This is a genomic window from Methylobacterium sp. J-026, assembly GCF_022829585.1.
GTDB lineage: Bacteria > Pseudomonadota > Alphaproteobacteria > Rhizobiales > Beijerinckiaceae > Methylobacterium.
This window is the reverse complement of record NZ_JAKSYC010000091.1, coordinates 1-24,685: the sequence shown is the minus strand read 5'-3', so window position 1 is coordinate 24,685 and position 24,685 is coordinate 1. Positions and strand designations below refer to the sequence as shown.

General features: G+C 67.5%; 26 protein-coding genes and 4 pseudogenes. 16 read left to right on the top strand and 14 right to left on the bottom strand.

Going from position 1 to position 24,685, the window contains the following annotated elements; all coding sequences use genetic code 11:
* Both MKK69_RS08880 and MKK69_RS08875 read left to right on the top strand, forming a co-directional pair.
* Positions 1-595 (top strand): methyl-accepting chemotaxis protein (locus MKK69_RS08880; RefSeq protein ID WP_243967408.1); only part of this gene is annotated, 595 nt, incomplete at its 5' end.
* A 459-nt stretch (positions 596-1,054) separates the two neighbouring features.
* Positions 1,055-1,315 (top strand): hypothetical protein, encoded by a 261-nt coding sequence (locus tag MKK69_RS08875; protein WP_243967406.1) that lies wholly within the window; start codon positions 1,055-1,057, stop codon positions 1,313-1,315.
* 60 nt (positions 1,316-1,375) lie between these two features.
* Here the strand turns inward: MKK69_RS08875 and MKK69_RS08870 are convergent, their stop codons facing one another.
* From MKK69_RS08870 to MKK69_RS08860, 3 genes are all read right to left on the bottom strand, one after another.
* Positions 1,376-1,903: a histidine phosphatase family protein gene (locus MKK69_RS08870; RefSeq protein ID WP_243967405.1), complete on the bottom strand. Its 528-nt coding sequence runs from the start codon at positions 1,901-1,903 to the stop codon at positions 1,376-1,378.
* 319 nt (positions 1,904-2,222) lie between these two features.
* Positions 2,223-2,555: a DUF1622 domain-containing protein gene (locus MKK69_RS08865; protein WP_243967404.1), complete on the bottom strand. Its 333-nt coding sequence runs from the start codon at positions 2,553-2,555 to the stop codon at positions 2,223-2,225.
* 12 nt (positions 2,556-2,567) lie between these two features.
* On the bottom strand, positions 2,568-2,966 hold the full coding sequence (locus tag MKK69_RS08860; RefSeq protein ID WP_243967403.1) for a DUF1622 domain-containing protein: 399 nt from the start codon (positions 2,964-2,966) through the stop codon (positions 2,568-2,570).
* Between the two features lie 380 nt (positions 2,967-3,346).
* Between MKK69_RS08860 and MKK69_RS08855 the strand changes: the two genes are divergently transcribed.
* Positions 3,347-3,760, top strand: coding sequence for an ester cyclase (locus tag MKK69_RS08855; RefSeq protein WP_243967402.1), 414 nt, complete (start codon positions 3,347-3,349; stop codon positions 3,758-3,760).
* 112 nt (positions 3,761-3,872) lie between these two features.
* On the opposite strand, the gene MKK69_RS08850 is transcribed toward MKK69_RS08855, so the two are convergent.
* From MKK69_RS08850 to MKK69_RS08825, 6 genes are all read right to left on the bottom strand, one after another.
* Entirely contained in the window at positions 3,873-4,442 is a 570-nt protein-coding gene (locus MKK69_RS08850; RefSeq protein ID WP_243967410.1) for a type 1 glutamine amidotransferase domain-containing protein, read from the bottom strand.
* Between the two features lie 54 nt (positions 4,443-4,496).
* Positions 4,497-5,579 (bottom strand): catalase family protein, encoded by a 1,083-nt coding sequence (locus tag MKK69_RS08845; RefSeq protein WP_243967401.1) that lies wholly within the window; start codon positions 5,577-5,579, stop codon positions 4,497-4,499.
* 145 nt (positions 5,580-5,724) lie between these two features.
* Positions 5,725-6,513, bottom strand: a complete 789-nt coding sequence (locus tag MKK69_RS08840; protein WP_243967400.1) for an alpha/beta fold hydrolase — start codon at positions 6,511-6,513, stop codon at positions 5,725-5,727.
* 80 nt (positions 6,514-6,593) lie between these two features.
* A complete protein-coding gene (locus MKK69_RS08835; protein WP_243967399.1) occupies positions 6,594-7,517 on the bottom strand; it encodes a molybdopterin-binding protein in 924 nt (307 codons plus the stop codon).
* The gene (locus tag MKK69_RS08830; RefSeq protein ID WP_409564790.1) at positions 7,514-8,395 is read right to left on the bottom strand and encodes a cytochrome b/b6 domain-containing protein; all 882 of its coding nucleotides are present in this window, start codon (positions 8,393-8,395) and stop codon (positions 7,514-7,516) included. Before MKK69_RS08830 ends, MKK69_RS08835 begins: the two co-directional genes overlap by 4 nt.
* A 78-nt stretch (positions 8,396-8,473) precedes the next feature.
* Entirely contained in the window at positions 8,474-8,710 is a 237-nt protein-coding gene (locus MKK69_RS08825) for a hypothetical protein (protein WP_243967398.1), read from the bottom strand.
* Positions 8,711-9,062: 352 nt separating this feature from the next.
* Between MKK69_RS08825 and MKK69_RS08820 the strand changes: the two genes are divergently transcribed.
* From MKK69_RS08820 to MKK69_RS08800, 5 genes and pseudogenes are all read left to right on the top strand, one after another.
* The gene (locus tag MKK69_RS08820; protein ID WP_243967397.1) at positions 9,063-10,139 is read left to right on the top strand and encodes a catalase family protein; all 1,077 of its coding nucleotides are present in this window, start codon (positions 9,063-9,065) and stop codon (positions 10,137-10,139) included.
* A gap of 11 nt (positions 10,140-10,150) precedes the next feature.
* Positions 10,151-10,447: a hypothetical protein gene (locus MKK69_RS08815; RefSeq protein ID WP_243967396.1), complete on the top strand. Its 297-nt coding sequence runs from the start codon at positions 10,151-10,153 to the stop codon at positions 10,445-10,447.
* 17 nt (positions 10,448-10,464) lie between these two features.
* A complete protein-coding gene (locus tag MKK69_RS08810) occupies positions 10,465-10,875 on the top strand; it encodes an ester cyclase (protein WP_243967395.1) in 411 nt (136 codons plus the stop codon).
* Positions 10,876-10,901: 26 nt separating this feature from the next.
* Positions 10,902-11,309 carry a PAS domain-containing protein gene (locus tag MKK69_RS08805; RefSeq protein ID WP_243967394.1) on the top strand — a complete coding sequence of 136 codons (408 nt, stop codon included), beginning with the start codon at positions 10,902-10,904 and terminating at the stop codon, positions 11,307-11,309.
* Positions 11,310-11,534: 225 nt separating this feature from the next.
* Positions 11,535-12,095, top strand: a pseudogene (locus MKK69_RS08800) (PAS domain-containing protein); the annotation flags it as partial.
* A gap of 81 nt (positions 12,096-12,176) precedes the next feature.
* Here MKK69_RS08800 and MKK69_RS08795 read toward each other — a convergent pair.
* The 3 genes and pseudogenes from MKK69_RS08795 to MKK69_RS30955 all read right to left on the bottom strand — a co-directional run.
* Positions 12,177-12,431: pseudogene (locus MKK69_RS08795) on the bottom strand (hybrid sensor histidine kinase/response regulator); the annotation flags it as partial.
* Between the two features lie 471 nt (positions 12,432-12,902).
* Positions 12,903-13,106: a hypothetical protein gene (locus MKK69_RS08790; protein WP_243967393.1), complete on the bottom strand. Its 204-nt coding sequence runs from the start codon at positions 13,104-13,106 to the stop codon at positions 12,903-12,905.
* Positions 13,107-13,112: 6 nt separating this feature from the next.
* A pseudogene (locus tag MKK69_RS30955) lies at positions 13,113-13,244 on the bottom strand (MarR family transcriptional regulator); the annotation flags it as partial.
* Between the two features lie 185 nt (positions 13,245-13,429).
* On the opposite strand from MKK69_RS30955, the gene MKK69_RS08780 reads away from it, so the two are divergent.
* Positions 13,430-14,407: an SMP-30/gluconolactonase/LRE family protein gene (locus MKK69_RS08780; protein ID WP_243967392.1), complete on the top strand. Its 978-nt coding sequence runs from the start codon at positions 13,430-13,432 to the stop codon at positions 14,405-14,407.
* Between the two features lie 23 nt (positions 14,408-14,430).
* Here the strand turns inward: MKK69_RS08780 and MKK69_RS08775 are convergent, their stop codons facing one another.
* Positions 14,431-14,892, bottom strand: coding sequence for a cupin domain-containing protein (locus MKK69_RS08775; protein WP_243926730.1), 462 nt, complete (start codon positions 14,890-14,892; stop codon positions 14,431-14,433).
* 11 nt (positions 14,893-14,903) lie between these two features.
* On the bottom strand, positions 14,904-15,380 hold the full coding sequence (locus tag MKK69_RS08770) for a DoxX family protein (protein WP_243967391.1): 477 nt from the start codon (positions 15,378-15,380) through the stop codon (positions 14,904-14,906).
* A 233-nt stretch (positions 15,381-15,613) separates the two neighbouring features.
* On the opposite strand from MKK69_RS08770, the gene MKK69_RS08765 reads away from it, so the two are divergent.
* The 7 genes and pseudogenes from MKK69_RS08765 to MKK69_RS08735 form a co-directional block, all read left to right on the top strand.
* Complete coding sequence (locus MKK69_RS08765; RefSeq protein WP_243967389.1) at positions 15,614-17,182, top strand: GMC oxidoreductase; 1,569 nt, start codon at positions 15,614-15,616, stop codon at positions 17,180-17,182.
* Positions 17,183-17,206: 24 nt separating this feature from the next.
* Positions 17,207-19,030: a glycoside hydrolase family 15 protein gene (locus MKK69_RS08760; RefSeq protein ID WP_243967388.1), complete on the top strand. Its 1,824-nt coding sequence runs from the start codon at positions 17,207-17,209 to the stop codon at positions 19,028-19,030.
* 89 nt (positions 19,031-19,119) lie between these two features.
* Positions 19,120-20,055: an SMP-30/gluconolactonase/LRE family protein gene (locus tag MKK69_RS08755; RefSeq protein ID WP_243967387.1), complete on the top strand. Its 936-nt coding sequence runs from the start codon at positions 19,120-19,122 to the stop codon at positions 20,053-20,055.
* Positions 20,056-20,232: 177 nt separating this feature from the next.
* Positions 20,233-22,020, top strand: a complete 1,788-nt coding sequence (locus MKK69_RS08750) for a thiamine pyrophosphate-requiring protein (RefSeq protein WP_243967386.1) — start codon at positions 20,233-20,235, stop codon at positions 22,018-22,020.
* Between the two features lie 235 nt (positions 22,021-22,255).
* Positions 22,256-23,278 (top strand): hypothetical protein, encoded by a 1,023-nt coding sequence (locus MKK69_RS08745; protein WP_243967385.1) that lies wholly within the window; start codon positions 22,256-22,258, stop codon positions 23,276-23,278.
* A gap of 13 nt (positions 23,279-23,291) precedes the next feature.
* The gene (locus MKK69_RS08740) at positions 23,292-23,951 is read left to right on the top strand and encodes a gluconate 2-dehydrogenase subunit 3 family protein (protein WP_243967384.1); all 660 of its coding nucleotides are present in this window, start codon (positions 23,292-23,294) and stop codon (positions 23,949-23,951) included.
* 15 nt (positions 23,952-23,966) lie between these two features.
* A pseudogene (locus tag MKK69_RS08735) lies at positions 23,967-24,685 on the top strand (GMC family oxidoreductase); the annotation flags it as partial.

Below are 24,685 nucleotides of genomic sequence, written 5' to 3'. Positions count from 1 at the left end.
CTCCGCGTCCCTCGCCCGGCAGGCGGTGGACGAGGCTGACCGCACAGGGGCGCTGGTCAACGAACTGAGCGGTACCGTCGAGCAGATCAGCAACGTGGTTGGGTTGATCTCCTCGATCGCCGGGCAGACCAACCTGCTGGCCCTGAACGCCACTATCGAGGCGGCCCGGGCCGGGGAGGCCGGCAAGGGCTTCGCCGTGGTGGCGGTCGAGGTGAAGGAGCTCGCCGGCCAGACCGCCCGGGCGACCCAGGAAATCTCAGCCCAGATCGGCCGGATCCAGACGTCCACCGGTCAGGCGGTGGCGGCCATCGGCGGCATCACCCAGCGGATCCGCGACATCAGCGCGACGGCGACCTCAATCGCGGCTGCGGTGGAACAACAGGGCGCCGCGACGCAAGAGATCGTGCGCAACGTCGCCCAGGCGGCGACCGGGACGGGCGAGGTGACGGGCAACATCGCCGGCGTCGCGGGGGCAGCCGAGGAGACGGGCGCGGCCGCGACCCAGGTGCTGGGGGCGGCCTCGGAACTGTCGCGCCAATCGGAGCATCTGCGGAGCGAGGTCGGGCGCTTCCTAGCCACCGTACGTGCAGCCTGACACGAACCCTCGAACGTCCGCTTCCGCTACATTATCGAGCGGAAGCGGACGGGCAGAAAACCACCCAACCTAGCCGTACACGCGAGGCTTCGAGGCTTTCAAAAGCGGACTTCCATCCCACTGTGGATCTGGCAGCGGTACGCTCCTCGCCTCCCTGGTTGGGGCGGGGGTTGTCTAATCAGGCCCGATCAAGCGATGCACCCAGGTACTCCACGAGCGCTCGGACTTTAGCCGATGGCCTCGGACCCGCTTGGAAGATCGCGTGGACCTTGGCCGGATCGAGCCGAAGGCTGTCCGTCCGCTCTGGAGAATGCAGCGACCCGGTCGTCGATGGACCGCTGTCGGACGATCGAGGCGCCCGCGGTACGCGAAAGGTGTCCGGACGACGAACTCGGCGCCCACGAAATCATTCTCGGGAGGAGCTTGCTCCGCAAGACCCCCGATATCGAGGACTGCTTCATGGACGACACCACCCTCCGCCTGCGGGCCCGCGTTACCATTCTGGAGCAACTCACCGTGCGCCTGTTCGCCATCCTGGGTACCCAGCATGCGAACGAGGTCAGAACGGTCGTGACCAATCTCGATCAGGTCGTGAAGAGCGCGAATGAGTCCGATCTTTTCGGAGCGGATCTCAACGCAGAGGACAAGAACGATCTGTTTAACAAGACCACGAACGAGTGGGCCTGGATCCGCGCGCAGATCCTCGACCCGATGAAATGAAGTCTTGATGCTGGTCGCGCGCCCAACGACCGGCACCTCCCGGTTTCGTCCCAGGTGCGTTCAGACGCGTCCGTCGCCGGCGAGCAGACGTTGCGCGATCTGCGTGAAGGCCCATCCGCTGCCGCGCCGCTCCAGCGCCCAGACGAGGTCGTACCGGTCGTTCGGCCACCCGGACGGGACGGGCGGAGCATCGGGCAACGCTGCGACGCAGGCTGGGATGCGGGAATGCTCCCAGGCGATCAGCACGGTACCGCCACGGGTCATTACCTCGGCCATCAGAGCCTCGGTCTCGGGTTTGGTGAAGCGCTCGTCGTACGCGACTTCGCCACGCTCGCGCAGGACGGCGTGCAGGGGAGCGACGGTCTGCCTAGGTCTATGGCTCTCGCTACCCGGGGCAACCGCCGAGGTAAAGATCGAATTCGGGGCGAAGACCGTCGCCTGTCCCGAGCAGAAGAAGGGGATCAGCGCACCGGCACGCTGCCAACCGCGCACGGTGAGGCTGTGCCCATCGGGGTGGCCATCGCCGTCAATTCCGGGAGCGCCATGCTGCTCGGCGTGACGGATAATGAGGATGCGATCAGGGCCCATGGGGTCCTTTGCGGCTTGCCTTTCGACCTGTCCATCGGAAACAGCGCGGTGCGGAGCGGTCCGATCACTTGGAGACGCCCTCGCAGCTTCGAACCAGGCAAGGCGAGTCAGAGTCGCATGCGTGCAGCTAGCCTTTGGGGCCGACGTTCGCGCACGCCGTTCCGTTGGGAGCGGATCGTGGTTGGTAAGCAGAAGACGCCCGCGCTCCGGATCCTGCCCTCACAGGATCGCGGGCGTCGCTCGTGTTGCCGCTCGGGTGGACCGGAAGAGCGTCCGGTCGACGACCGCGTGGATCTCGTCGTCACCGCGAAGGCGGCGTTCAACCGAGCTGCCGGTCGATCCTCAGCCCGGCTTCCTCGCGTACGAGGGCCTGCTTGACGAATGTGCGAAGCGCGAACACGGCCACGAACATCAGGATCGCCTCCCAACTCCGCAGCTCGATCGTCTTCAGGAGGGTCGCCGCCGTCTTGAAGCCGAGTGCGGCCACGATGCCATCGGCGACGGCAAGCCGGGCGGCCACGATGCTGGTGCGGCTGCCAAACCCTACGGCGAGTCGCAGCAGACCTCGCGCACAGCCGAACACGACGAGCAGACCGCCGCCGAACTCGATCAGCGTCGCCAACGTGCGGATCCAGGCGTCGAGTTGCAGCATGGACACGGCACCTCAGCCCGGATCGGCGGTCGGCGGGGTTGAGGGCCCGGCGGGGGATCGCCGTTCGGCTTTGTCGATCTCCTGCTGGAGGAAGTAGTTCAGGATCGTGCGGATCGCCGCGATGGCCGCGAGCTGGCCGATCTCCGACCAAGTCGGCGCCACGGCCGTCCGCAGGATGTCGGCGCCCAACTCGAACTCCAACGCGACCGCGAGCCACCGTCCGAGCTTCAGCCGCACCTGCTCCTTGGCGGCCTGCGGCCCCTCCCCGACGATGCGCGAGGCTGCCCCGGGCACGAACAGCAGCAGGGCCGAGAGGACGGCCTCGATGGTGGCCAAACCGATGATCAGGGCGGCGCCCGCCTCCGTACCGACGGCGAGCCACAGCGTGAACGCCTTGATCGTCTCTTCCATACGCAACCTCGAACAAGATCGCCCCCAGAGCGGGGCACCATTTCGCGCCTCACCCGTCGATGGTCGTCGCCGTCGGCAGGATCCGGCGGCACGGAGTCGAGGGGATCGTCGGTCATCTGAAAGTCGACCCGGTTGATGATGCAGCAGGTAGATACGTCCGTCCGCATCCCCTTGGTCCGTCCCAGCTGGCAGCCTTCCATGCCGGGCGATCGCTCTCTCCGTGAATTCCAATCGATCAGTCGAAGCCGACGACGGCGTGCGGTTCGACCACATCCGCCGTCGTGGATGACGCCCTCGGCAACGTCCGCCCGTGGAGGGAGTTTCCAGTGCGTCGAGATATCCAGGCGCCGTCCGGCCGCCTTCAGGCTTGAAGGAACATCATGTCCCGCGAGACCAGCATCCAGGCGACCGAGAAGTTCGGCGAACTCGTCAACGACGGTCGGTTCGACGCCTTCCCCGAGGTCGTCGCCTCCGATTGCCACGATCACGACCCGGCGCCAGGCCAGCATATGGGTCCAGAGGGATACCAGGCGTTCTTCACGCAGCTCCGCTCCGCCTTTCCCGACATGCAGGTCGAGGTGAAGAAGCTCGTCGCCGACGGCGACAGCGTCGCCTTCGCCTACACGCTGACCGGCACGCACCAGGGCGACTTCAACGGCCACAAGCCGACCGGGAAGGCCATCAAGGTCCGCGGCATGCAGATCGGCCGCTTCGTCGACGGCAAGATGGTCGAGCGGTGGGGCTCATCCGACGAGCTCGGCATCCTCAAGCAGATCGGTGCCATCGAGGGCTGACGGTGGCTTCCGCGAGGGCGTCCCGGCCAAGGGGACGTCGTCCAGGTTTGACCCGGGGCGACCCATGGGCCGCCCCCGGAACTCAAGAGCCAATCGTTAGCTTCCCGACTCCTCAGGCGCTCCGGGCTTGGTCGGGATGGCGGCCCTCCGCGAACTCCTCGACGATCTTGGCGCAGAAGGCCGGCAGGTCCTTGGGCGTGCGACTGGTGACGAGCCCCTTGTCGCAAACGACCTCCTCGTCGACCCAGGTGCCACCGGCGTTCTCGATGTCCCGCCGGACCGTGGGGTAGGAGGTCAGCGTCCGGCCCTTCACGACGTCGGCCTCGATCAGGGTCCACGGCCCGTGGCAGATGACCCCGACCGGCTTGCCCGCGGCGAAGAAGTCCCGAACGAACGCCACGACGTCCTTGCTCGCCCGGAGCTTGTCGGCGCCGACGCAGCCGCCGGGGATGACGAGCCCGTCGAAGTCCGCGGCCGACGCCCCATCGATGGTCCTGTCCACCTTGTACCGGCCGGCGGGATCGAGGTCATTGTTCACCGTCTCGGCCTCGCCGGCCTCCAGGCCGATGACCGTCACGGTCGCCCCAGCCTGCTTCACCGCCTCATGGGGCTTGGCGAACTCCGGCTCCTCGGTGCCGCGCGGTGCGATCAGGATCGCAATCTTCTTGCCCTGCAAGCTCATGTCATCGTCCTTCTGGATGTCGTCGTTCAACGGAGGCGCCGTTCGTGCCGTTCCTCACGTCGGGATGCGGTCTATGCCGGCGGTATCCTCGGCCGCCACGCCGTTCTCGCGGTGGCGGAAGTCGCTCAGCGCCCGGTAGACCTGGAGGCGCGCCCGCATCACCGAACCGAGCGGGCGGTGCGCGGCGAGGCTGTGCGCCGGGCGGAAGGTCATCACCTCGTCGAAGTAGCGCACCCGATCCGGAGAGTAGGCGTCCTGGCGCGGAAGGCGCAGCGTCGCCACCGTGAGGTAGGGGCTGACCGAGACCGGCCAGTCCACCGACGCGTCCTCAATGGGCTGCCGCTCGGCATCCGCCCAGAGCTGCGCCTTCAGCTCGAACACCACCTCGTTCTCCCGGAAGAACGCGACGGTGGCGTGCCGGAAGCCGTCCTCGTCCTGGTGCGGGTCGAGCCGCCACTCGGACAGCGAGCGTTGGGACTCGGTCGCGGGTACAGCCCCGAGCTTGGCAACGTAATCGCCGAAGCGTACCGGCGCCTGGCTGAAGTAGCTGTCCGCCAGCGGGTGGCTGTAGGGGTGCCCGAAGAAGTCGGCGAACGCGCTCTCGGTGCCGAAGGCATGCAGCGCCTTGTTCAGGTTGCGCATGGTGGAGGACACCGCGCTCTTCACGCCCTCCGGCAGGCCGGTCGACTTGCCGATGACCGTGCCGTCGCGCAGGAAGCCCGCCGCCGTCCCGGACGGGAAGGTCGTCCCGGTCGCGAGGACGAAATCCTGGGTGTCGACCGCGTGGCCGGGCAGCTTCTCGCCGGGGACGTCAAAAACCTTGATCGACATGCCGCGGTGGGTCGAGACACGGTCGCCCAGGGTCTCGCCCGGCCCTTGAGCGAAGCGGACCGCGACGGGATGCGTTCCGGGCGTGGCGAACAACCCCTGCGCCAGTTCCGGCGGAAGGCCGGCGGGGACCGTCAGCTCGCCCGTGACGCAGGCCGAACTCTTGGCGTGGCTGGCACGGACCGCGTGATGCTCGCGCTTCTCCACCGTCTCGGATTGCTGCGTCATGCCGGCGATGATGCCGTCGATGGTTTCCTGCTCGTCCGCAGCAGGCTTCTCGATGTCGGGGGCGTATCGAAGATAGGTCATGATCTTCCTCACGGTGATCGGGAAACTGAAGCGGATCGCGGCAGGAGAGCGCGCGGCGGACTCGGGATTCGACGTATCGAACCGGGAACGGGATGCCGTTCCGAATATCGAAGGGGCCGCGGGCTCGGGTGTGCGACAAGCCAGTTCAAGGCGCATCCTTCCCAACCGTTTCAAGGATCACGCGCGCCGTCTCGGCAGGCTGATCCCAATGCGGGAAGTGGCCGCAGCGCTCGAACCAGTGCAGCTGGGCCGACGGGAATGCTAGCTGGGCGCGTGCGGCTTGGCGCGGCAGCAGCAGGTGGTCTTGGCGGCCCCAGCCAATGGTGACGAGGCCGGGGGTCGTTGTCGAACCCTGCTGCAACGGCCCGTGTGCCAGCTCACGCAGCATCGCATCGAACACCGGTGTGGCTGCCAGGCTCTGCAGCTCCCCTACGACGAGCTGCGGTGGCAGCGCCCAGGGGCGGGCGGACAGTTGGGCGAGCAGCAGCGTACGGGTGGCGGCGTGGCGCGACAGGAGGGGGTGGAAGGGCCGCAGCAACCGCACCAGGCGTATCGATGCCGCGAGCGTCCAGTGAAGCCAGCCCGTTTCCCACCCGCGCCAGAAGCCGCCGGGATCGAGCGCCACGCAGTGCCGACCGATGCCCCGCCGTGCCAGCTCCAGCACCAGCCGGCCTCCCACCGAACTGCCGACGAGGTCCGCCGTCGTCAGGCCTTGCGACTGCACGAAGCCGGCGAGGGCGTCCGCATGGGCCTCCATCGTCTGCCGACCCGCGAGCGGGGCCGATCCGCCATGTCCCGGCAGGTCGATCAGGATCAGTTCATGCGAGCCGCGTAATGCGGGTAAGAGCGGATCCCAGGTGCGGAGATTGGACCCCAGCCCATGGACCATGAGTAGCGGCCGGCCCGTGCCGACGCGTTCAAAATGTAGGGACATGACGGCATTGTCCTTAACTCGCCACGAGCGGGCTGCGCTCGCAATGCCCGCAGGGACGTCGACGTCCCGTCCACGCCAACTCAGATGCCGGCGTACCAGGCGTAGCCCTGGTCCTCCCAGTACCCGCCCTTGCCGTCGCCGATGTGGGCGAAGCTCTCGACGACCTCGATGCTCATCACGTATTTCGCCTGCTTGTAGCCGAGGTTGCGCTCGACCCGCAGGCGCAATGGCGCGCCGTTCGACACGGGAAGCGCCTGCCCGTTCATGTCGTAGGCGAGGATGGTCTGCGGGTGGAACGCGTCGACCAGGTCGATGCTCTCGTAGAACCGAACCGGCGTTCCGCCGCTGGCCGCATCGTCCTCCGTCGCCTGTTGGCCGCCGGAGTCCTTCCTGCTCTCGCCGCCGCCCGACTGCTTCGTCATGCTCGGGTTGGCGTTGCCGGCGGGGACTTTGTCGGCCCCCTCGTCGTCTCCCCCGCCTTCGAGCGGACTGCCCTGATCCATGGTGTCGGCGCAGTGGAACACCACGTATCGCGCCTGAGGCTTGAGCTTGGCGCGGTTGAGCAGTTCGGCGAGCGGCACCCCGGTCCACTTGCCGATGGCGCTCCACCCCTCGACGCAGTCGTGCCGGGTGATCTGGGTGCGGGCGGGAAGCTTGCGGAGGTCGGCCAGGGACAGCTTGAAGGGCGCCTCGACGAGGCCGCCGACCTCCAGCTGGTACTTGGCGAACTTGCCTTTCGCCAGGGCCTTGTAGTCCCTGTCGGGCGGGTCCTCGGTCCCATTCGGCTTGAACCACGGCGAGATGTCGGCCTCGGTAAATTCCGGGGCCAGCGTCCGATCAGTGAGCAGCAGGCGCTGGACGAACAGGTTTGCGTCCTCGCCGGTCTTGAGCGTGCGGCGGAACCACTCCGCGTTGCCGAGGCGGTCGCAGCCGCCGAGCATGGCCGCCGCGGCCAGGGCGGACGCTCCCGTCAGGAGGGCACGTCGGCTGGGAGGGCGGCTCATGCCCGGGTCTCCCCGGTGACGGGTGCCGGCTCGACCTTGCGCTCTATCACGAACCAGCCGGTGAACATGCCGCGCATGTTGTTCCAGAAGCCCGACAGCAGGACCAGGGCGACGTGCACGATCACGAACAGGACGAGCAGGGCCGCCACGACGAAGTGGACCGTGCGGGCCGACTGGCGTCCGTCGAACAACGTCAGCAGGGAGGGGAAGGCCGCATCCATCGCCGGAGACATCGCAAGGCCGGCCAGGACCTGCACCGGCAGGAGCACGAACAGCACGACGAGGTAGGTGAGCTTCTGGATGACGTTGTAGCGCTTGGCCTCGTCGCCTTGCGGCAAGCGCAGCGTCAGGTGCTCCCAGATGGACGCGCCGAAATGCCGGATCTGGTCGCGGGACGGGATCACGCGGAACCGAAGCTGCCCGCTGGCCAGGCCGTAGAGCAGGTAGGCGAGGCCGTTCAGGACGAAGGTCCACGCGAAGAAGAAGTGCCAGGAGCGGCCGCCGGTCAGGTCCTGGTCGCTCGGCAAGGTCGCCCAGGCCGGGAAGCCGCGGTCGGCCGCCTCGCCGTTGGATCCGACCGAGGAGCCCAGGACACCGGTGGTGTCGAAAGCCCGCCCCAGGACCGTTGTGACGCCCTTGGGCGGATCGTCCTCGGTCGATGACATCGCCAGCAGCGGCGCATCGAAGGTCGAGACCTTGCCCCAGTACAGCGCCGGGTGGGCGTTGAAGATCTGCAGGCCGCTCATCAGCAGGACCAGCAGGCAGGCCGCGTTCACCCAGTGGGTGACACGGATGACGAGGGGGTGGCGAAACATCCAGCGGCGACGCTCGACCTCGCCGGTCTCGGGAGCGGAACGGGTCAGGTAGGTTCGAGCCAAACGGTCTTTCCCGCACTCAGGACGGCCAGGGCGGAGGTCCCGGGATCGGGGCCTCCGGAAGCGCACCGCGCCTCGAAATCACATGCCGCGATTCATCATCATCCGCTTCTTCATCATGCGGCGCTTCATCATCTGCTTCCGCATCATGCGCTTCTTCATCATCATCCGCTCGCTGCGGTCCATGCGGGCCTGGGTGACCGCGGAGGAGCCGGCCTGGAGACCGTTCGGGCCCATCGGCGCGGCGGAGGCGGCGCCGGCCCCGAGCGCGAGGCTGCCGAGGACCGAAGCGGCGAGGGCAAGGGTGGTGATCTTCATTCGACGTCTCCTGTTCGGGGAAGGAATCCCCTTTCGCACAGGGAGAGAAGAGAAGGTGCGACCACCAAGTTCCTGATTTATCGAATAAAAATAGTCGTCCGACAGAGTCTGGGCGCAACAAATCTGACGTCGAGGCAGGGCCTCGCGCCGCGCCCAGGCCGGGCGTACGCCAACCCGTACGGAGGCATGGAGGGGAAAGTTTCAAACCGGACCGGGACGCTGACGGTCCACCGCCAGGGCGACGCGATCAGTTTCCGATCACGTGAGGTCAGTGAGAAAAGTTGATCAGGGAGATGACCGGAACGGGTCCCGATTCAATCGGTTGTGCACAAATGATTTTTGGAGATCGTGCATGCCGGCAGCGCCCGTTCGCTATTCCCCCGACGTCGAGAAGATCGCCGCCAACGAAGGCAAGACCATTGAGGGTCTGAACGAGACCTTCGACAAGATCCTGACCACGGTGGCCGACAACTCCGGGCACGCGGTGCGCTCGGTGCACGCCAAGGCACACGGCATTCTGGAGGGCACCTTCACGGTCGAGGCCGACCTGCCGCCCGAGCTCGCCCAAGGCCTATTCGCCAAGCCTGGTGAGCATCGGGTCTACATGCGCATGTCGACCAACGCCGGCGACATCCTGCCCGATGCGATCTCCCTGCCGCGCGGTCTCGCGATCAAGGTCCTGGACGTGGAGGGCGAGCGCCTTCCCGACGCGGAGGGCACGACTCAGAACTTCATTATGGTCAACGGCAAGGTGTTCCAGGCCCCGAACGCCGAGAAGTTCCTGGGTAGCCTCAAGCTGCTCGCGGGCACCACCGACAAGGTCGAGGGCTTGAAGGTCGCCGCCTCCACCGTCCTGCGCGGGGTCAACAAGGTGCTCCACGCGGTGGGCATCGAAAGCCCGACGATTGGCGGGCTGGGCGGCGCACCGAACGTCGATCCGCTCGGCGAGACCTACTACAGCGTGACCCCGTTCCGGTACGGCGACCACATCGCCAAGTTCTCGGTCGCCCCGGTGGCCCCGGCGCTGACCGCATTGACCGGCACCGAGATCGACGCTTCCGGCTGCCCGAATGCCATCCGCGAGACGGTGCAATCGGGGATGACCGGCATCGAGGGCGTCTGGGAGTTCCGGGTGCAGCTCTGCCGCGACCTCGAACGCCAGCCCGTTGAGGATCCCACGGTAGAGTGGAAGGAGGACGAGGCCCCCTTCCTGAAGGTCGCGACCATCCGGGTGCGTCCCCAGGATAGCTGGGACCCCGCCCGCGTGGATGCCGTGGACGAGCGCATGCGCTTCGGTGTCTGGACCGGCCTTGCCGCCCACCGACCGCTCGGGAACATCAATCGCGCCCGCAATGCGCCGTACAGGCACTCGGCCGAGTTCCGCGAGCGCTTCAACGGTTGCCCCATCCACGAGCCTGCCGGCCGCTAAGGGAGACGGGGATGCGAAGCCTCACCACGGTTGCCGTGCTCGCGGCAATCACCCTGACAACCATAGGCCCACTTCGGGCGGAGGGCACGATGAAGACGGATCTCAAGCCGTTCAACGTGACGATCCGGGTGTTCGACCCAACGAAGGGCATGGCGGCCGGACAGGACTACGTCCTGCCTGTCGACAGCCCCGACGCCGAGCATGCCATCGCATCGACGACGGCGAACGCGGCCTCGTTCACAGTGAAGACCGAAAACGGCAAGCCGCTGCCGGTCGCCTTCACCTGCGTCAAGGTCGAGCCACGCTGAGGGGCCGAGCGATGTCGATGGAATCGAACAAGGATTTGGTCCGCGCGTACTTCATCGCGTTCCGCGACCGCGACGCGACGTGGTGGGAGCGGTTCATCGCTTCGGACTTCGTGCGCCACGACCCCGGCCTGGACTTCGACGTCCGTGGCCCGGCGGGCGTCGCCAGGCTCGGCGAGGTGCTGCACAGCGCGTTCTCGAACATCGAGATGCATGTCGCCGAGGTCATCGCCGAGGGCGACCGGGTGCTGGCGCGTCTCCGCTTCACCGGCCGTCATATCGGGACGTTCCAGGGCACGCCCGCGACCGGCAACGCGGTCGATATCGCCGTGATGGATTTCTTCCGCGTCGCGGACGGACGGCTGGCAGAGCATTGGGCTCTGATGGACAACCTGTCCTTGCTCAAGCAGATCGGCGCCGGGGAGCGATAGTCGGGACCCGGGTGGACGGGCGACGCGTGACCGACCGCTGCATCGCAACGGAATGTCGCCAGGGTTATGAGGTCGTCCGCCTCGGTCCCTGCGCGGACGACGGCCGAACCGGTTCGGAGTGGAAGTTGGAACGCACACCGTATGACCGAGGGGCAGCCTTCGACGCATCACCCAATCCGTACCTCGTACTCGACCGCGCCCTGAACATCGTCGACGCGAACCAAGCGTATCTCGCAAGCACGAAACGTGAGCTCCGCGACCTCGTCGGACGCTGGGCGTGGGACGCTTTCCCTACCGACCCGGCGACCCTGGCGCAGGCCATCGCGTCGTTCGAGCGGGTGATCCGAACCGGCCAGCCGGACACGATGGCGCTGCTCCGGTTCGACATCCCAAGGCCGGAGGCCGATGGAGGGGGTTTCGAGGAACGTTATTGAAGCATCACCCATAGCCCCGTGCTCGACGCCGCAGGCGAGGTCGCGACGGTGCTCCAGCACCCCATCGACGTGACCGAGCTCCAACGGTTACGCGAAGTGGTCAGGGGCGTTGAGGGCGCGGGCGATGTCGACCTGCATCCCGCGCAGACCGGCATCTTCGACAGGGCGCGCAGCGTCTACGAGGCGAACCTGACGCTGAAGGCCGAGAGCGACCGCCTCTCGGCGATGTTCCGGCAGGCGCCGAGCTTCATGGCGCTCCTGCGCGAACCGGAACACCGGTTCGAGATGACCAACGACGCCTATCGGCGACTGATCGGCGACCGCGACGTCGTCGGTCTGACGGTCCGAGAGGCTCTGGGGGAGATAGAGGGACAACCGTTCTTCGACCTCCTCGACCAGGTCTACCGGACCGGCGAGGCGTTCATCGGACGCGGGGTGGAGATCTGGCTGGAGCACAGGAAAGGCGAGCCGAACGAGCGACGCTACCTCGATTTCATCTACCAGCCGATCCGGGATGCGGCAGGCGCGGTGGCCGGCATCTTCGTCGAGGGCACGGACGTCACCGAGATGAAGGTCGCCACCGACGAGTTGCGCGAGCGCGAGCAGCGGCTTCGCCTCATCGTCGAGGCCGCCACCGACTATGCGATCCTCACCCTGGACACCGACCGTACCGTCACGTCCTGGTCGGCCGGGGCGGCCGAGGTCTTCGGCTACGCATCCCAGGACATCGTCGGCCGGAGCGCCGACGTGCTGTTCACGCCCGAGGACCGCGAGGTCGGGCAACCCCTTAAGGGCCGCGTCCGCCAGGACACGCTGGGTGGTCTCGTTGGTGAAGATGAAGAGGCCCGCCACCGCGCCATCGGCGTCGAGCACGCGCGAATAGGAGAAGGAGAACCACGTCTCCGCCGCCCCGCGGTCGGTGTCGAGTTTCCATGGCAGGTTTTCGAAGCGGCGGCTGCGGCCGGCGAAGGCGTCCTCGATGATCGGCCTCGCCTGGTCCCAGGCGTCGGACCAGACCCGGTCGAAGCGCTCGCCCGTGGCCCAGGCCAGCCGTGGGCCGAGTAGCCTGGAATAGGTGTCGTTGAAGAACAAATGCAGGTCCGGCACCCAGGCCAGGACCATGCTCTCGGGCGAGTTCAGGACCAGCGCGAGCGCGGTCTTGAATGCTGGCGACCATGTCTCCGGCGGACCGAGGGGATGCCCCGACCAATCGCGCTCGCGGATCAGGCGCGCCGCCTCGCCGCCCCCGGAGAGGAACGCCGTCGCGTCGATCACCACCTCACGCCTCGCAGGACTCGGTTCGGGCCTCGGAAGCGGAGCACCGGCCTGGGCTCCATGTGTCGGTGACGAGAGGGTGGGCGGACATACGGATGTTCGGCCTCGGATTCGAAGAGGTGGAAAGCGTTTTCGCGCTGCAAGGCGTCAACGCTCGACGACGCGGCTCGGTCCGCAAGGCGCTCCGACTGCACCATCCTCGCCACGAAGGCGCAATCCCGGTCGTTCCATCCCGAATGGTTCCGGACGCGATGGACGGGCACGCACAGCCTGTCGGGCGTCGGGCGCCCGAGGACGGAACGGGACCGAGCGCCGTCCTCATCTGCCCTGCCGCGGCCGACCCGGGGAAGCGCCCTGCACCGCGACGGGGGCGGTGACGCGGTCCGCGAGATTCATCAGTTCTTGCCGCAGAGCCGACAGCGAGCCGTCCGACAGACCCACCCGGCATACGACGTCCTGCTGCGCCTTCGAGGCTTCCTCCTCCAGTCGACGCCCGGCATCGGTCAGGGCGACCAGCACCACCCGCCGGTCCGAGGTCCTGGCGCGGGCGACGAAGCCGGCGGCCTCCAGCCTGTCGACGAGCGGCGTGATCGCGCTGGGCCCGATGTGGAGCCGCGCGCCGAGTTCGCCGGCCGGACGATTTTCATGTCCCGCCGACAGGCCGGTTGTCGTGCGCAGACCTGCCGGTCACAGCAGCCGTTGGCTTGAGGCGGATCATCCGAGCCGGGCGAGGGCCTGAGCGGGGCTCATCCGGTCACACGCTCGCAGGGGCACCGAACCGTCGAGGGCGCGTTCGGGTTCAACGCGCATCGCGATCGACGCGTGGTTGGTAGGATATGGGAAGCATGATGTCGAAGAGCATCGATTTGTCGCCGGGCCGGCTTCTGCGTAAGGCGGGGCCGCCCCGGAAGCTCGACAGCTTCACCGGTATCGAGGTGCACGATCCCAGGCTCGAAGAGGCTCTGTCCCTCGATGAGGTGCCGTCGATCCTCTATCAATTCACCCTGCACGGCGAGGGCACGATCTGGGATGCGTCGCGCGACCGCCTGATCTGGTCCGACGTGCCGAACCGGCGCCTCCTCGCGTGGTATCCCGATGGCCGTGTCGAGGTCGCCATCGACAATACGCAGTTCATGAACGGCAATGCCGTCGATGCCGAGGGGCGCCTCGTCCATTGCGAGCATGGCCGACGCTGCATCAGCCGCTCGAACGCCGACGGCGAGCCGGAACCGATCGTCACCCACTACGAGGACAAGCGCCTGAACTCGCCCAACGACGTGACCGTGGCGCAGGATGGCTCGATCTGGTTCACGGATCCGACCTTCGGCATCCTCATGCCGAACCAGGGCAGCTTCGTCGATCCCGAACTCGACCACCGCAGCGTCTACCGGTTCGATTCCCGCGACGGCGCGTTGCGTCGCATGGCCGACTTCGAGCAGCCGAACGGTTTGTTCTTCTCACCGGACGGGCGCACACTTTACGTGTCCGACACGGCTCGGTCCCTCGGCGAGATCATCGGGGGCCACGCGCGCGACACCCACGAGATCCAGGCGTTCACCGTGGCTGCTACCGGCGAGCTCTCGGAGCGGCGACTGTTCTGCCGCACCGACCATGGTTATCCGGATGGGTTTGCCGTCGACGAGCGCGGCTGGGTCTGGACGACGGCCGGCGACGGCATCCACATCTACGCGTCGGACGGCATTCGCCTCGGTTTCATCCCGATGCCCGCCACGCCCTCGAACTGTTGCTTCGGCGGCCCGGGCCGCGGTCGCCTGTTCATCGCCGCGCAATCTTACCTTCTGGCGGTCGACCTGCGCGCCTGAGCGGCGCTTGGTCCCTCGGACGACTACTTGAAGCGACCCGGCTGGTTTACAGTCGGCTCCACGTCGAGGCCCGTCACGATCATCACACAAGGCTGATCGCCGACGGTGCCCGACAGATGACCATTTTTGCCGTCGCGCTCCCTGGTGTTCTGGTCCTCGCCCATCATCAGTTCGCCCGGCCCCATCTCGACGCGGGTTCCGTCCATGGTCTCAACGAACCAGCGGCCCGACAGGATCGCGATCCACTGCGGCTTCGGGTTCTCGTGCCATTGCCCGACCCAGCCAACGGGGAGCACCGTGACCGTGACGTTGGACTTCGTCGGCTCCTGCTTGTCGTTCCATTGCGGGGCGGTCTCGGAGTTCACGCCCTCGAACGTGAACGCGTCGAGTTCAAATCGCGCCTGACGACTCACGCCGTCTACATCGGTGTAGACGTGCCAGTACGGCACCCGAGGCGGCGGGCCTCCGTTGTCCTGATTGGCCATAGGCTGTTCCTTCAACGGTTGTCGGGGATGGAGCGGCTCGCGGCGGCCCAGGGGCCGTTCGCCAGCGGATGCGCGACCACCTGCACGACCGGCGCGTAGGCACCGCCGATCACCACCAGAAGAAGCCCGCCGACGAGGCCGAAGTTCTTGAAGAAGTCCCAGAAATGGGTGCGGCCCTCACCGTTCTTCGACCAGAAGTCCGGGAACCGCCAGAACGGGTGATACATCAGTGCCGTGACGGCGCAGAAGCCGGCGAGCACGAAGGCCGCTGCCCGGTCGAACACCCCGACGACGATCAGAACCGGCGTCACCGCCTCGACCAGGATGCCGAGGATGAGCAGCAGGCTCGGGAAGGGCAACGGTCCGGAGCGCGCCTGCCCCATGGCCTCGTCCCAATGCGCAACCTTGTCGTAGGCGCTCAACGGAAACATGCCGACGAGGCAGATCTTGGCCAGGAGCGGCACGGCGACGAGATTGAGCCACGTCATCGGAAGTGGGACGTCGGGTGCATGGGAGGGTCCGGCGGGGGGAGGGCGGGAACGGTGTTCGGGTGCCCAACGCCGCTTGACTTCCACGGTTGCCGCGCGACGCCGCAGGAGGGAGAGGATTTGCTGCAGCGCGGCGAGCACGATCCCGTGACTCCGGACGTTGGAACGTCTCCAAGCTTGTCCCGTTGGCGGGCGAACCCGTCCCGGAGCGGGCCGCAGCGTGAGACCGAGCGATGCCGCAGGACCACTACGACGTCATCGTCATCGGCTCGGGCCCCGGCGGCGGCTCGCTGACGTCGCGGCTGGCCAAGACCGGCAAGCGCATCCTGCTCTTGGAGCGCGGCGACTACCTTCCGCGCTCGCAGGACAACTGGTCGTCCAAAACCGTCTTCGTCGATGGCGCTTATCAAGCCAAGGAAACGTGGTACGGCGGCGACGGGCGGTCCTTCAGCCCGGCACTGCACTATTATGTCGGCGGCAACTCCAAGGTCTACGGCGCCGCCCTGTTCCGGCTGCGCGCGCGCGACTTCGGCGAGGTCCGTCACGTGGACGGCCTGTCACCGGCTTGGCCGGTCTCGTATGCGGAGTTCGAGCCGTACTACGCGCAGGCGGAGGCGCTGTTCGCAGTGCACGGCAACCGCGGCGAGGATCCGAACGAGCCGTGGTCAAGCGGTCCCTACGACCATCCGGCGGTCAGCCACGAGCCGCGCATCCAGAAGCTCTCGGACGACTGGGCCAAGCTCGGTCTCAACCCGTACCACCTGCCGCTCGGCATCAAGCTCGACGAGCGGAACGGCAAGCCGACGCCGACCAGCATCTGCATCCGCTGCGACGCCTTCGACGGCTTCCCGTGCCTCCTCAACGGCAAGGCCGACGCGCAGGTGATGACCGTCGACCCGACGCTCGCGCGCCACGACAACGTCACCCTGCTCGTCAATGCCTACGTTTCGACGCTGGAGACCGATCCCTCGGGCCGGACGGTGACCGGGGTTCGCGTGACCCGCGAGGGGCAGGACGAGCGCTACACCGCCGACATTGTCGTGGTCGCGTGCGGCGCACTCTCCTCGGCGCTGCTGCTCCTGCGCTCGGCCAACGCGGCCCACCCGAACGGGCTCGCCAACGGCTCGGATCAGGTCGGGCGCAACTACATGCGCCATACCATGTCGGTGCTGATGGCCCTGTCGAAGGAGGTCAACGACACCGTCTTCCAGAAGACCCTCGCGGTCTCGGACTTCTACTTCGGATCGAAGGAGTGGGAGTTCCCGATGGGTCTGATCCAGATGTGCGCTAAGACGCATCCGGAGCAGATCCGCGGCGAGGAGTTTCCGAAATGGACCGGGTTCCTCCCGAACGCGCCGTTCGAGATGGTGGCGCGCCATTCCATGGACTTCTGGCTGCAGAGCGAGGACCTGCCGCACCCCGACAACCGGGTGATGCTGGGCTCGGACGGCCGGGTCATCCTCGACGTGCGCGAGACCAACCGCGAGGCGCACGACCGCCTGCGCGGCAAGCTCGAGGACCTGCTCCGGCCCGGCGGCCTCTACACCTACCTGTTCGAGCGCTCGCTCTACCTTGGCAAGGATATTCCTTTGAGCGGCACCGCGCACCAGGCCGGCACGCTGCGCTTCGGCACTGACCCGAAGGCGTCGGTGCTAAACCTGAACTGCAAAGCGCACGAGCTCGACAACCTCTACGTCACGGACGCGAGCTTCTTCCCGTCGATCGGCGCCGTGAACCCCACGCTGACGATCATCGCCAACGCCCTGCGCGTGGCCGACCACATCGCCGACAGGCTGGCCTAGGCAGCACAACGTTCCATCACGTGCATGCCGCCGGAAGGCTGGCCGACGCACTCGGCATGGGCTTCTTTGGGGAGAAGAATTTTGAGCAAACCTATCGAAAGCTATGCCTTGATCGGCGATGGCGAGACCGCCGCTCTGGTCGCTCGGGATGGCTCGATCGACTGGCTGTGCTGGCCGGATTTCGACGACGACGCGTGTTTTTGCGCGCTTCTCGGGACCGAGAGGAATGGCCGCTGGTCGATCGCCCCCCGGGGACCTGTCATACATGTCAGCCGTCGGTATCGCGGCGACACGATGATCCTCGAGACGGAGATGAGGACAGCCGACGGAACCGTTCGGATCACGGACTTCATGCCGATCCGCGAGACGCAATCGGCTCTGGTGCGTATCGTTGAGGGGCTGTCGGGCACCGTCGCATTGGAGTGCAACGTGTGTCCACGCTTCGATTACGGCGCCCTAAAGCCGTGGTGGGAGGTCTGCGAGGACGGCGCCGTGGCGGTAGCTGGCCGGCATCGTTTGACACTCCGCGCGAGCATGCCTGCCACTGTCGAGGATGGTGATGCGAAGGCGGCATTCACGCTGCGCGAGGGCGAGCGCCACATTTTCGTCCTATCCCGCACCTCCGCTTGGGACGCCGACGTGCCGCGCCTCGACATCGAGGCCGCGCTGACTGCAACGCAAGCTCATTGGGAGCGCTGGATCGCCGGTTTCGATGCCGCGCGAACCCGCTGGCCCGCTGCAGTCAAGCGCTCCCTCCTGACGCTGAAGGCCTTGACGCACGCGCGCTCGGGCGGACTGATCGCAGCGCCGACTACCAGCCTGCCCGAAGTGCCGGCCGGCGGCATGAACTGGGATTATCGTTACGCCTGGCTGCGCGATTCGACCTTCACGCTCGGCGCGTTTCTCAATGCCGGCTTCACAACCGAGGCGACCGCCTGGCGCGACTGGCTCCTGCGGGCCATCGCCGGAGATCCGGACGCGCTTCGCATCATGTACCGCGTCGACGGGTCGAGGCACCTGTCCGAATGGACCGTCGACGCCCTTCCCGGCTACCGGGAGGCGCGGCCCGTGCGTATAGGCAATGCCGCCTCCACCCAGAAGCAGCTCGACATCTACGGCGAGGTCCTCGACACCCTGGCTCTCGCGCGCAGGGCCGGCATAGAGGCAACGGACCATCAACGTGCCGTCGAACGGCGCCTCGTCGAACACCTCGCCCGGATCTGGCAGGATCGCGGTGCGGGGATCTGGGAATCGCGTGGGGATCCGAAGCGGTACACCTATTCCAAGGCCATGTGCTGGGTCGGCTTCGACCGGGTGCTCCGGCATTGCGACCCGTCCGAGACGCTTCGCGCGACGCTGACGGCGAACCGGGACCGGGCGCATGCTGAGGTCTGCCGCGAGGGCTGGAACGCCGGCCTCGGCACCTTCACGCAGAGCTATGGCAGCCATGAACTCGACGCGAGCCTCCTGCTCCTTCCGCTCGTCGGCTTCCTGAAGGCCGACGAGCCGCGCATGGCGGCGACGATCGAGCGGATCAGGACCGACCTCGACCAGGACGGCCTGATCCGACGCATGCGGGCGAAGGGGGACGCCAGCGACGAGGGGGCGTTCCTGCCCTGCTCGCTCTGGATGGCCGATTGCCTGCGGCTCCAGGGGCGACACGAATTGGCCGAAGCCTACCTCGAACGCGTGCTCGGCGTGGCCAACGATGTCGGGCTTCTCTCGGAGGAATACGACGTCCCCGGCCGCTGCCTCAGCGGGAACTTTCCGCAGGCCCTGACGCATCTCGGCGTCGTGAACACAGCGTTGAGCCTGTCCGGCCCGGTCATCGACCGCGGCGGCGGCTGACGGTCGCGCGCGAGCCACTCCGATCGCTTGGTTCTGCGAACGCCGCCCGAACGCTCGGACGCCGAGTGTCGCCTCGAGGAGATGACGCCATGCCCGAATTGCTTCGCCATGCAGGTGCGCCGCATCCGGTCCCGCACGTCGATGCGCCGCGGGCCGGCGATCCGCGCTTCGCGGCGGTCGTACCGCACGATGCGCGGCTCATATCCCTCTACGACCAGGCGACGTTCAGTGAGGGCCCCGTGTGGTGGCCGGCCCGGCAGCTGCTGGTCTGGTCCGATGTCGAGGGGCGCCGCGTCCTCGGCTGGCGGGAAGACGGGCGCGTGGAGGTGGTGGTCGACGCTACGCCGTTTATCAACGGGCATACGATCGACCGCGACGGCGCATTGATCCATTGCGAGCATGGGACGCGGCGCCTGTCGCGGACGATGCCGGATGGCCGCTACGAGGTCGTCGTCGACGCGTATGGCGGCAAGCGGTTCAATTCGCCGGACGACGTGACTTGCGCTGCCGACGGCGCGTTGTGGTTCACCGACCCCGGCTACGGTCTCGTCCTGCCCAAGCAGGGTGCGCTCGCCGAGGCCGAACTCGACCATCGCAGCGTCTACCGGTTCGACCCGAACACCGGCGCGGTGTCACGCATGGCCGACCTCGAACAGCCCAACGGCCTCGCCTTCGCGCCCGACGAACGGACGCTCTACGTCACCGATACCTCCCGCTCCCTCGGCGGAGGGCGCCACACGATCTTCGCCTTCGACGTGGCCCACGACCACGCTCTGACGAACCGTCGCGTCTTCGCCGAGATTGAGCCCGGCATACCGGACGGCCTGCGGACCGACAGCCGCAGCTGGGTCTGGACGAGTTCGGAGGCTGGAATCCAGGTGTTCTCCGCCGAGGGGCATCGGCTCGGGCTGATCCCGACGCCGCAGGTCTGCTCCAACCTATGCTTCTCGCCCGACGAGCGGACGCTGTTCGTCACCTCGAAGCAGCACCTCTACGCGCTCGATCTCACCGGCCGAGCTGGGTGAGCCTGCCTCACGAGATCGTCAGATTGCGCGCAACTTAGCCAGGAACCGCACATCCACAGTCAGGTTAGCGAGGAACGAACGCGCGACCCGACGCGGTGCACCTCGACGCCGGCCCGCAGCTTCCTTACCCGCACCGCCGTCTGCACGGACGCCGCCCCACATCGACAGGCACCAGACATGGCCGAAACCGTCGCCGACTTCTTCTGGAAACGTCTTGCCGAGTGGGGCGTGAAGAAGATCTTCGGCTACCCCGGCGACGGCATCAACGGCCTGCTCGGCGCGATGCAGCGCACCGACCTGCCTTTCGAGTTCATCCAAGTGCGCCACGAGGAGATGGCCGCCTTCATGGCGGCGGCCTACGCCAAGTTCACCGGCGAGGTTGGCGTATGCATGGCCACCTCCGGACCGGGCGCGACCCACTTGCTGACCGGCATGTACGATGCGCACATGGACCACGTGCCTCTGCTCGCCATCGCCGGGCAGCAGGCCCGCAACGTCAACGGCGCGCACTACCAGCAGGAATTCGACCTCACCAGTGTGTTCAAGGATGTCGCCGCCTACGTGCAGCAGGCCTCCTCGCCCGCCCAGGTCCGCCACATCGTCGATCGTGCTATGCGCATCGCCAAGGCGGAAAGGAAGGTCTCGGCGATCATCCTGCCCAACGACCTGCAGGACGTTCCCTACGAGGCACCGGTCCGGGCGCACGGCAACACGTTCTCCGGCGTCGGCTACACGGCGCCGAAGGTCGTGCCGTTCGAGGCCGACCTTCGCCGTGCCGCCGACGTGCTGAACGCGGGCAAGAAGGTCGCGATCCTTGTCGGCGCCGGCGCGCTGCACGCCACCGACGAAGTGATCGCGGTGGCGGAGAAACTCCAGGCGGGCGTCGCCAAGGCGCTGCTCGGCAAGGCGGCGCTGCCCGACGACCTCCCCTTCGTCACTGGCACGATCGGTCTCCTCGGCTCCAAGCCGTCCTCGGACATGATGGAGGAGTGCGACACCCTACTGATGATCGGCTCCGGCTTTCCCTGGGCCGAGTTCCTGCCCGAGGAAGGCCAGGCTCGCGGCGTGCAGATCGACATCGCGCCCGAGATGCTTTCGCTGCGCTACCCGATGGAGGTGCCGCTCTGTGGTGAGTCCGCCGAGACCCTTCGCCTTCTGCTGCCGCTCCTGGAACAGAAGAAAGAAGGCGGCTCCTGGCGCAAGGGCATCGAGAAGGGGATGGTCTCCTGGTGGAAGGAGGCCGAGGACCGGGCGATGGCCAAGGCGAACCCGGTCAATCCGCAGCGCGTCACCTGGGAACTCTCGCCGCGCATGCCCGATCGAGCGATCATCACGTCGGATTCCGGCTCCTGTGCCAATTGGTACGCCCGCGACCTCAAGATGCGCCGCGGCCAGATGTGCTCGCTCTCGGGTGGCCTCGCCTCGATGGGAGCCGCGGTGCCCTACGCCATCGCGGCCAAGGTCGCGCACCCGGACAGGCCGGTGATCGCGCTCGTCGGCGACGGCGCGATGCAGATGAACAACATGGCCGAGCTCATCACCGTCTCGAAGTACATGCACCGCTGGTCGAACAAGACCTGGATCTGCTGCGTGTTCAACAATGAGGACCTGAATCAGGTCACCTGGGAGCAGCGGGTGATGGAGGGCAACCCGAAGTTCGAGGCGAGCCAGACGATCCCGAACGTGCCCTACCACAAGTTCGCCGAGCTCATCGGACTGAAGGGCATCTACGTCGACGATCCGGAGCGTATGGGCGCGGCCTGGGACGAGGCTCTGGCGAGCCCGGTGCCGGTGGTGCTGGAGGTGAAGACCGATCCCGAGGTGCCGCCGCTGCCGCCGTTCTTCACCTTCCAGCAGGTGCGGAACTTCATGTCGATGCTCGGCAAGGGGGACCCGAAGGAGCGCCACCTGCTCGTCGACACCGCGCGGCAGGTACTGAGCTCCGTCCTGCCCGGCAGCAGGTAGGATCGGCCTCCCGGCACGCGGGAAGACCCGTCGATCGGATCGATGACGGCGCGAGCCTTCCGGGATCTTGCGCGGATCGGAAGCTACTGTCTCGATAAGGTACCGGTTCCACATCGCGGGGCGATCCGGCCCAGACGCTTGCTCGAATTCCAGGACATCGATGTCTATGCCGTCTAGTCGCGCGCCGCATCTGCGCGAGCGTCACCGATCCTCGGCGGATACCGCAGGTGGCGTTGTGCCGCCGACCCTTCGTCGGGCCTCGCCGTTGCGCCTGGAACTTCCTGGGCATCCGGTCGCGACGCTCGCCCTCGCCGCCGCCGGCGCGGGCCTGCTGACTTGGCTCGCCGCCGGTCGATCGAAGCGTGCAGGTCCGGCGTCCCAGGGCGGCCGGCAGGCACTGCCCGATCGTGGGCGCAGCTACGGTTCGCGCGGCGCGGAAGTGACCGCCAGCGCCGCGCAACGTCTCAACCACGCCTCCTCCATGCTCGCCGCCTCCGTGCTGTTCGATTCGGGACTGGAGCATTATCGCGGCCAGTTCTTCAACCGGGCGATGTACACCCCGATCGTGGTGTCGAGCATCACCCTGGCCTCGTCGCTGCACGGGGCGGGCGACACAGACCCCGGCAGTTCGCGGGTTCGCCACGCCGCGCAGGCCCTCGCCGGGCTCACCGGCCTCGTGGGCTTCGGCTTCCATGCCTGGAACGTCGGCAAGCGTGAGGGCGGGTATTCCTTCCAGAACCTGTTCTATGCCGCCCCGATCGGGGCGCCGATGGCGCTGACGCTCGCCGGCATCCTCGGCGTCGTCGCCGAACGGGTGCGCGATGCCGACCCGGACGCGCCGGAGCTGGCCGGCCTGCCCGCCGGCAAGGTCCTCGCCCTGGCCACCGCCGGGATGCTGCTCGGCACGACCGCGGAGGCCGGGCTGCTGCATTTTCGCGGTGCGTTCCAGAACCCGGCCATGCTGCTGCCGGTGACGCTGCCGCCGCTCGGCGCCGCGGCGCTGGCGCTCGCCGCCACCCGCGCACCCGGCGCGTCCCAGACCGAGGCCAAGGCGGCGATGTGGGCGGTCTCGGCCATGGGGATCATCGGCGTAGCCTTCCACGCCTACGGCGTTGCCAGAATGATGGGCGGCTGGGGCAACTGGCGCCAGAACCTCATCGACGGGCCGCCGCTCCCGGCGCCTCCCTCCTTCTCCGGCGTCGCGCTGGGCGGTCTCGCCGCCCTCGAACTCCTCGAACGTCACCGCTCCCGGTTCTAGCCCCCGAGGTCCCGTGCAATCCCGAAAAGACCTCTTTCCAAGCTACGACGTGCTCGCCAAGCGCGACACGCCCTCCTGGAATCCCAAGACCCGGTCCGTGATCGACGAGCGGCTGGCGATCACGCCGAGAACGCACCGCTTTCTCGACGCAGCGGAGTTCGCCACCCTCCTGGCCGTCGCCGGGCGCATCGTGCCCCAGCCGGCCGGCCGCACCGATCCGGTGCCGGCGGCGGCGATGGTCGACCACAAGCTCGCGAGCGGGGAGCACGACGGCTACCGTCAGGCCGGCCTGCCCGAGCAGGGCACGGCGTGGCGCCTCGGCCTCAAGGCCCTCGATGCCGAGGCGCGTGCGGCCTTCGGCGCGGCCTTCGGCGAGCTCGGTGCCTGGGCGCAGGATATGCTGCTGAAGACTTGCGAAGACGGCGCGCTGCGCGGTCCGGCCTGGGCCGACATGCCGAGCGACCTGTTCTTCAAGAAGCGGATCATCCCCGATCTCGTGAAGGCCTACTACGCCCATCCCACGGCCTGGAACGAGATCGGCTGGGGCGGTCCGGCGAGTCCGCGCGGCTACGTCCGCATGGATTTCGACCGGCGCGACCCATGGGAGGCGACCGAGGCCAAGCCCGGCCGCGAGGAAGAGGCCTACCAAGAGAACCTGCGCGTCGGCCGCTGAGGATCGTTGATCGACATGCGACTTTCCGGAACCGGCACCGCCGCAGACAACCCGAGCCGCGGCACGCCCGCCGATGATCCGATGCACCGGCCCCGCGCCGTCGACGGGCGCGCGCCCGACGTGATGCGCAGGGGCGAGTGGGTGCCGATGCGCCAGTTCCGCGACGAGGAGGAGGTCGATTTTGTCATCGTCGGCACCGGCGCCGGGGGTGGGACGCTGGCGTGCCGCCTGGCCGAGCACGGCTTCACGGTCGCGGCGCTGGATGCCGGCCCGTACTGGCGCCCGCTGGAGGACTTCGCCTCCGACGAGATGCATCAATCGAAGCTCTACTGGACCGACGAGCGCATCGTCGACGGCGAGAACCCGTTGCAGATGGGCTCGAACAATTCCGGCAAGTCGGTGGGCGGCTCCACCGTGCACTATGCCATGGTCGCCCTGCGGTTCCGGCCCGAATGGTTCAAGTCGCGCACGCTGCTCGGCTACGGTGCGGACTGGCCGCTCGATTGGCGCGAGATGTGGTCGTACTACGATCAGGTCGAGGACGACTTGAAGATCTCCGGTCCGGTCACTTATCCGTGGGGCCCCAAGCGCCCGCGCTACCGCTACCGTGCCCACGAGCTGAACGCCGCCGCCAAGGTGCTCGCCCGCGGGGCCGAGGCGATGGGCATCGACTGGACGCCGACGCCGCTCGCCACCGTCTCGGCACCGCGCGGCGACAGCCCCCCTTGCGTCTA